Here is a 6,812-nt window from a genome sequence, read left to right as displayed (position 1 = left end):
CTCCCAGGAGTCGAAGGGGTCGGCTCGGCGGGCGTCGCGCATGCGGGCCGCGCAGTGGTCGGCGACCTTCTCCCGGCCCTCCGCGGACTCGACGAGTGGGCGGAAGGACGGCGCGCGGAGCGCGGACGCGCGGCGGTGTGCGGGCAGTCCGCCGTAGGCGCGGCACAGCGCGTCGAGGCGGGCCTCCGCCTTCGCGGCCGGACCGGACGGGTCGTAGGGGCCGCGACCGCGGTCGACCCGGGGCGACGGCTGCCCGCTCGGCACGCCGGAGGAGCCGAAGGGCGCGCGTTCGCCGGGACTTGTGCCGGGGAGCGGGGGCGGCGGTACTTCGGTGCGGGGGCCGTTGGCCGTGCGCGGCCGCTGTTCGCCGGGCACGGGCAGCGCGCCGGTCGCGGCGAACGCCGCGCCCGCGCCGAGCAGGGTGGCCAGGGCGAGGCCGAGCGCGGCGCCGCGCCCGCGCCAGCGGACCGTCCGCAGCCGTCCGGGGCGGGCGCGCCGGTCGGCCGCCGCCTGGTTGCGGGCGGCCCGGAACGCCGCCACGGCCGCTTCCTCGCCAGGAGCTCCGGGCTGCCCGGGCCCTCCGGGCTGCCCGGGTACGCGGTCCGGGCCGTCCTGCGTCCTGGCCGCCGTCGGCCGGTCGGCGGTCGCGGCGGCGCTCAGCAGCTCGGCGAGCGGGATCAGTTCCTTCGCGGTGAGGTCCTCGCCGACACCTTCCATGAGCCGGCGCAGCGTCGCCTCGTCAATCTCCCTGCGCATCGATCCGCTCACCTCCGTCGTACTGCCGCGCCAGGCGTCTGAGGCCACGGGTGAGCGCGGCGGAGACCGCGCCCGGCCGTCTGCCCAGGACCTGTGCGGCGCCCCTGGCGTCGAGGTCGAGGACAAGCCGCAGCAGGATCGCCTCCGCCTGTGCTCGGGGCAGCGCCGCGAGCGCGGCGAAGATCCGACGGGGGCTCGGTCGGGAGCCGGCGGCGCCTTCGTCGGGTGCGCGTACGGTCGGCGAGGATGTCGCCGGCGGTACGCGCGCGGTGCCGGTCGGCGGGCTGACCTCGGCCGGCCGACGGTGTCTGCGACGCCGTGGGGTGTGCGCCCGGTTCCGTAACGCGGCGAGCGCGTACCGGCGGAAGGCCTCCTCGTCGCCGCCGAAGCGGACGAGGTCCGCGGCCAGCGCCGCCCAGGTGGTGGCGACCAGTCGTTCGGCTGCCGGGCGGTCGCCGTCGGGGACGAGGATGCGGGCGTACCGGACGAGGTCGGGCGTCAGGCGCCGGTAGAGGACGCGGAACGCGTCCTCGTCGCCGGCCTGCGCCGCTCGTACGACGCAGTCGGCACGTCGTGCCGGTGCCGCGTCGATCTCCGCGGTGTCCAGGCCGCGTCCGTGGATCGCCTCCCCCATGCGCTGATGTTCGCATGGTGCTCCACCAAGTGTCGAAAAACGGACCGGAGTTGCAGATTCAGACGATCCACGGACGGTGACGGTTGTATGGCGGCGGCGGTGAGCGGTGGGTGACGCTGGTCACACCGGGCCGGGGTCGGCCGGTGAGTCCTGGTCGCCCGCCTCGATGAGGCGTACGGCCTCCAGTGCCTCGCTGAGCCATTCGATCCAGAACGTCTCCATGCGCACACCGCCGTCGAGCACGACGTGGTGCAGCCGGGTACGGGCGTCGCCGGGGACGTCGGGGCCCTCGGGGAAGTCGCGTGCGGCGATGGCCCGGTAGTCGGCGAGCCGCCGCCGGTGCAGCTCCAGGTGGCGGGTCAGTTCTTCGGCCAGCCCCTCGGTGCCGACGACGGCCGCCGCCCGCAGCCGCACCGGCAGGGCGTCCCGCAGCGGGCGGGGCTCGTCGCGGGCGGCGGTCCAGGCGGCCAGCTCGGCCCGCCCGGCGGGCAGCACCTCGTACGCCTTGCGTCCGCCGCGCGTGGGCGCGGCGGACGGGAGGGCCCGGATGTGGCCGGCGCGTTCCAGCCTGCCCAGCTCCCGGTAGATCTGCTGGTGCGTCGCCGACCAGAAGAAGCCGATCGACTTGTCGAACCGGCGGGTGAGTTCCAGTCCGGACGACGGCTTCTCCAGCAGCGCGGTCAGGATCGCGTGCGGCAGTGACATGCCCGCATCCTAGGGAGGCGTTCCGTTCCCGTGCCCGGTCAGACGGTGGCGGCGAGGCGGGTGCCCTGGTCGATGGCGCGCTTGGCGTCGAGCTCGGCGGCGACGTCGGCGCCGCCGATGAGGTGGACGGTGTGGCCGGCGGCGGCGAGTTCGGCGTGCAGGTCGCGGCGGGGTTCCTGCCCGGTGCACAGCACGACGGTGTCGACGGGCAGGACGCGGCTCTCGCCGTCGACGGTGACGTGCAGTCCCTCGTCGTCGATGCGGTCGTAGGTGGCGCCGGCGACCATGGTGACGCCGCGGTGGCGGAGTTCGGCGCGGTGGATCCAGCCGGTGGTCTTGCCGAGGCCGGCGCCGACCTTGCTGGTCTTGCGCTGGAGCAGGTGGACCGTGCGGCGCGGCGCGGGGCGGACCGGTTCGCGCAGGCCGCCGGCGGTGCGGTACTCGGGGTCCACGCCCCACTGGCGGAAGAAGGCGTCCGGGTCCTGGCTGGCGGCCTCGCCGTCGTCGGTGAGGTACTCGGCGACGTCGAAGCCGATGCCACCGGCGCCGATGACCGCGACGCGGTCGCCGACCTTCGCCTCCTCGCGCAGCACGTCGAGGTAGCTGACGACACTGGGGTGGTCGACGCCGGGGATGTCGGGGACGCGCGGGGTGACGCCGGTGGCGACGACGATCTCGTCGTAGCCGGCGTGCGGGCCGCCGTCGGCGAAGTCGGCGGCGGTGACCGGTGTGCCGAGGCGCTGCTCGACGCCCAGTGCGTCGAGCCGGTGGCGGAAGTAGCGCAGCGTCTCGTTGAACTCCTCCTTGCCGGGCACCCGTCGGGCGAGGTTGAGCTGTCCGCCGATGCTGTCGGCGGCGTCGAAGAGGGTGACGCGGTGGCCGCGTTCGGCGGCGGAGACGGCGAAGGACAGCCCGGCCGGGCCGGCGCCGACGACCGCCAGCCGCTTGGCGCGGCGGGTGGGGGAGAGCACCAGCTCGGTCTCGTGGCAGGCGCGCGGGTTCACCAGGCAGGAGGTGATCTTCAGCTCGAAGGTGTGGTCGAGGCAGGCCTGGTTGCAGCCGATGCAGGTGTTGATGGCCTCGGGGCGGCCCTCGGCGGCCTTGGCGACGAAGTCCGGGTCGGCGAGCATGGGCCGGGCGACGGAGACCATGTCCGCGTAGCCATCGGCGAGCAACTCCTCGCCCTTCTCCGGGGTGTTGATGCGGTTGGTGGTGACCAGCGGGATGTTCACGGTGCCCATGAGGCGCTTGGTGACCCAGGCCCAGGCGGCGCGCGGCACGGAGGTGACGATGGTGGGGATGCGGGCCTCGTGCCAGCCGATGCCGGTGTTGATGATCGACGCGCCGGCTTCCTCGACGCGCTTGGCGAGCTCGACGACCTCCTCCAGCGTCGAGCCGCCGGGGACGAGGTCGAGCATGGAGAGCCGGTAGATCAGGATGAAGTCGGGGCCGACCCGCTCCCGCACCCGGCGCACGATCTCCAGCGGGAAGCGCATCCGGTTCTCGTAGTCGCCGCCCCAGCGGTCGGTGCGGTGGTTGGTGGCGGAGGCGATGAACTCGTTGATGAGGTAGCCCTCGGAGCCCATGATCTCGACGCCGTCGTAACCGGCCTCCTTGGCGAGCTCGGCGGCGCGCGCGAAGTCCTCGACGGTCTGCTCGACCTCGTCGTCGGTCATCGCGTGCGGCTCGAACCAGCTGATGGGCGCCTTGAGCGCGCTGGGGGCGACCAGCTTGTCGTGGTAGGCGTAGCGGCCGAAGTGCAGGATCTGCATGGCGATGCGGCCGCCCTCGCGGTGCACGGCGTCGGTGATGACGCGGTGCTGCGCGGCCTCCTCGGCGGTGGTGAGCTTGGCGCCGCCCTCGTACGGGCGGCCGGCCTCGTTGGGGGAGATGCCGCCGGTGACGATGAGGCCGACGCCGCCGCGCGCCCGCTCGGCGTAGAAGGCGGCCATCCGCGCGAAGCCGTTCTCGGCCTCCTCCAGGCCGACGTGCATCGAGCCCATCAGCACCCGGTTGGGCAGGGTGACGTGGCCGAGGTCGAGGGGGCTCAGCAGGTGCGGGTACGGGCTCACCGGGGTCATGGCGCTCTCGTCTCTCGTCGCTCGTCGTCTGGCGGGGCGGTCGGGGCCTTCCTTGAGTTTGTAGACGACACGCGAGGCGTTGTGCAACTAGTTGCACAACGATGTGGCGCGCACGACACGCGGCCGCCGCGCACGACAACGCCGTACGCCCGGCGGGCGTACGGCGTGGGAGAGGGTGGGGGTCAGCCGCGGACGAGCAGCTGGAACTGGAAGGTGTAGCGGGAGGCCCGGTAGACGTGGCTGCCGTACTCGACGGCCCGGCCGGTGTCGTCGTAGGCGGTACGGCGCATGGTGAGCAGCGCGGCGCCCTCCGGCTCCTCCAGCAGCTCCGCCTCCTCGGCGGTCGCCTCGCGGGCGCCTATCGACTGGTTCGCGCTGTGCAGCGTCACCCCGGCGGACCGCATCATCCGGTACAGGCCGGTCGACTCCAGCCGCCCGGTGTCCAGGTCCAGCAGGCCGGCCGGCACGTGGTTGCGCAGCTGCGCCATCGGCTGGCCGTGGGTGAGGCGCAGCCGCTCGACGACGTTGACCTCGGCGCCCTCGCTGATGCCCAGGGCCGCCGCGACCTCCGCGGAGGCCGGCTGGATCTCGTTGCGCAGGACGCGGGTGCTCGGGTTCTGGCCGGCGGTCTCCAGGTCGTCGTAGAGGCTGCTCAGCTCCAGCGGCCGCTTGACCTGGCTGTGCACGACCTGGGTGCCGATCCCGCGCCGCCGCACCAGCAGCCCCTTGTCGACCAGCGACTGGATGCCCTGGCGGACGGTCGGCCGGGACAGGCCGAGGCGGTTCGCCAGGTCGATCTCGTTGCCCAGCAGGCTGCCGGGCGGCAGGCTGCCGTGCTCGATGGCCGACTCCAACTGCTGTGCGAGCTGGTAGTACAGCGGCACGGGGCTGGAGCGGTCGAGGGTGAAGTCGAGGTCTGCCGAACCCGGGGACGGGGAAGGGGTCACGGGACGAGCATAGCCATCGGCGGTAATGACAGGAAGTCCTGTCAAAGATTTGTCCTGACAAACAGCGGGGCGGCCGGCCTTCCGGGGCGGCCGCCCCGCCGTGTCTCACGAGTGGCTGGGGAAGCCCAGGTTGATGCCGGCGTCCGCCGGGTCCGGCCAGCGCGTGGTGATCACCTTGCCCCGGGTGTAGAACGCCACGCCGTCGCTGCCGTAGACGTGCAGGTCGCCGAAGAGGGACTCCTTCCAGCCACCGAACGAGTGGTGGCCGACCGGCACCGGGATCGGCACGTTGACGCCCACCATGCCTGCCTCCACCTCCAGTTGGAAGCGCCGGGCGGCGCCGCCGTCCCGGGTGAAGATCGCCGTCCCGTTGCCCCAGCGCGAGCTGTTGATCAGCTCGACCGCCTCCTCGTAGGTCTCCGCCCGCACGACGCACAGCACCGGCCCGAAGATCTCGTCCCGGTAGGCGTCGGCGGTGACCGGCACGTGGTCCAGCAGCGAGACGCCGAGGAAGAAGCCGTCCTCGTGCCCGGCGGGCGGCCGGAACCCGGTGCCGTCGACGACCACCTCGGCGCCCTGCGCGCGGGCGCCGGCCACGTAGGAGGCGACCTTGTCCCGGTGCTCGCGGGTGATGAGCGGGCCCATCTCGGAGGCCGGGTCGTCGCCGGGACCGATGCGCAGCGCGCGGGCGCGGTCGGCGATGCGCCGTACGAGGTCGTCACCGGTGTCGCCGACGGCGACCACCACCGACACCGCCATGCAGCGCTCCCCGGCCGACCCGTACGCCGCGTTCACCGCCTGGTCGGCGGCGAAGTCCAGGTCGGCGTCGGGCAGTACCAGCATGTGGTTCTTGGCGCCTCCGAGCGCCTGCACCCGCTTGCCGTGCTCCACGGCCTTCAGCTGCACGTACCGGGCGATGGGCGTGGAGCCGACAAACGAGACGGCGGCCACGTCCGGGTGCTCCAACAGCCGGTCCACGGCCACCTTGTCGCCCTGCACGACGTTGAGCACGCCGTTCGGCAGGCCGGCCTCGGAGGCCAGTTCGGCCAGCCGCAGCGCGGCCGACGGGTCCTTCTCGCTCGGCTTCAGCACAAAGGTGTTCCCGCAGGCGATGGCGACGGGGAACATCCACATCGGCACCATCGCCGGGAAGTTGAACGGGGTGATGCCGGCGACGACGCCCAGCGGCTGCCGCACGGATGCCACGTCGACCCGGGTGGAGACCTGCGTGGACAGCTCGCCCTTCAGCTTCTCCGGGATCGCGCAGGCGAGTTCGACGATCTCCAGACCGCGCGCCACCTCGCCGAGCGCGTCCGCGTGCACCTTGCCGTGCTCGGCGGTGATCAGCGCGGCGATCTCGTCGCGGTGCGCGTCGAGCAGGGCGCGGTAGCGGAAGAGGATCGCCGTGCGGGCGGCGAGGGAGGACGTCCGCCAGGTGGCGTGGGCGGCCTTGGCGGCGGCGACGGCGCTGTCCACCTCCTCGACGGAGGCGAGCGCGACACGCGTGTCCGCCGCCCCGGTTGCCGGGTTGAACACCTGGCCGTGGCGGCCCGACGTGCTCTCGGCGGGCTTGCCGTCGATCCAGTGGCCGAGGGTCCGGGTCGGGGGCCGGCTGTCGGCGGTGGTGTGGGTACTGCCTCGCATGGCGGCGGGACCTTTCGTGAGCGGAGGACGTCAGCGGAGAAGGGG

Annotated in this window: 5 protein-coding genes and 1 pseudogene; all 6 read right to left on the bottom strand. The window is 73.4% G+C overall.

Going from position 1 to position 6,812, the window contains the following annotated elements:
* Positions 1-756 (bottom strand): annotated as a pseudogene (locus GL263_RS18465) (hypothetical protein); the annotation flags it as partial.
* Positions 740-1,390 carry an RNA polymerase sigma factor gene (locus GL263_RS18460; protein WP_182856830.1) on the bottom strand — a complete coding sequence of 217 codons (651 nt, stop codon included), beginning with the start codon at positions 1,388-1,390 and terminating at the stop codon, positions 740-742. The gene GL263_RS18460 and the pseudogene GL263_RS18465, both read right to left, overlap by 17 nt.
* Before the next feature lie 120 nt (positions 1,391-1,510).
* Positions 1,511-2,095, bottom strand: coding sequence for a PadR family transcriptional regulator (locus GL263_RS18455; RefSeq protein ID WP_182856829.1), 585 nt, complete (start codon positions 2,093-2,095; stop codon positions 1,511-1,513).
* A 38-nt stretch (positions 2,096-2,133) separates the two neighbouring features.
* Positions 2,134-4,167: an oxidoreductase gene (locus tag GL263_RS18450; RefSeq protein WP_323379464.1), complete on the bottom strand. Its 2,034-nt coding sequence runs from the start codon at positions 4,165-4,167 to the stop codon at positions 2,134-2,136.
* Between the two features lie 191 nt (positions 4,168-4,358).
* Entirely contained in the window at positions 4,359-5,123 is a 765-nt protein-coding gene (locus tag GL263_RS18445) for a GntR family transcriptional regulator (protein WP_182856827.1), read from the bottom strand.
* Positions 5,124-5,228: 105 nt separating this feature from the next.
* A complete protein-coding gene (locus GL263_RS18440; protein WP_182856826.1) occupies positions 5,229-6,767 on the bottom strand; it encodes a CoA-acylating methylmalonate-semialdehyde dehydrogenase in 1,539 nt (512 codons plus the stop codon).
* Between the last annotated feature and the right edge of the window lie 45 nt (positions 6,768-6,812).

Source organism: Streptomyces durbertensis (assembly GCF_014156695.1).
GTDB classification, from domain to species: domain Bacteria; phylum Actinomycetota; class Actinomycetes; order Streptomycetales; family Streptomycetaceae; genus Streptomyces; species Streptomyces durbertensis.
This window is presented reverse-complemented; position numbering and strand designations above follow the sequence as displayed.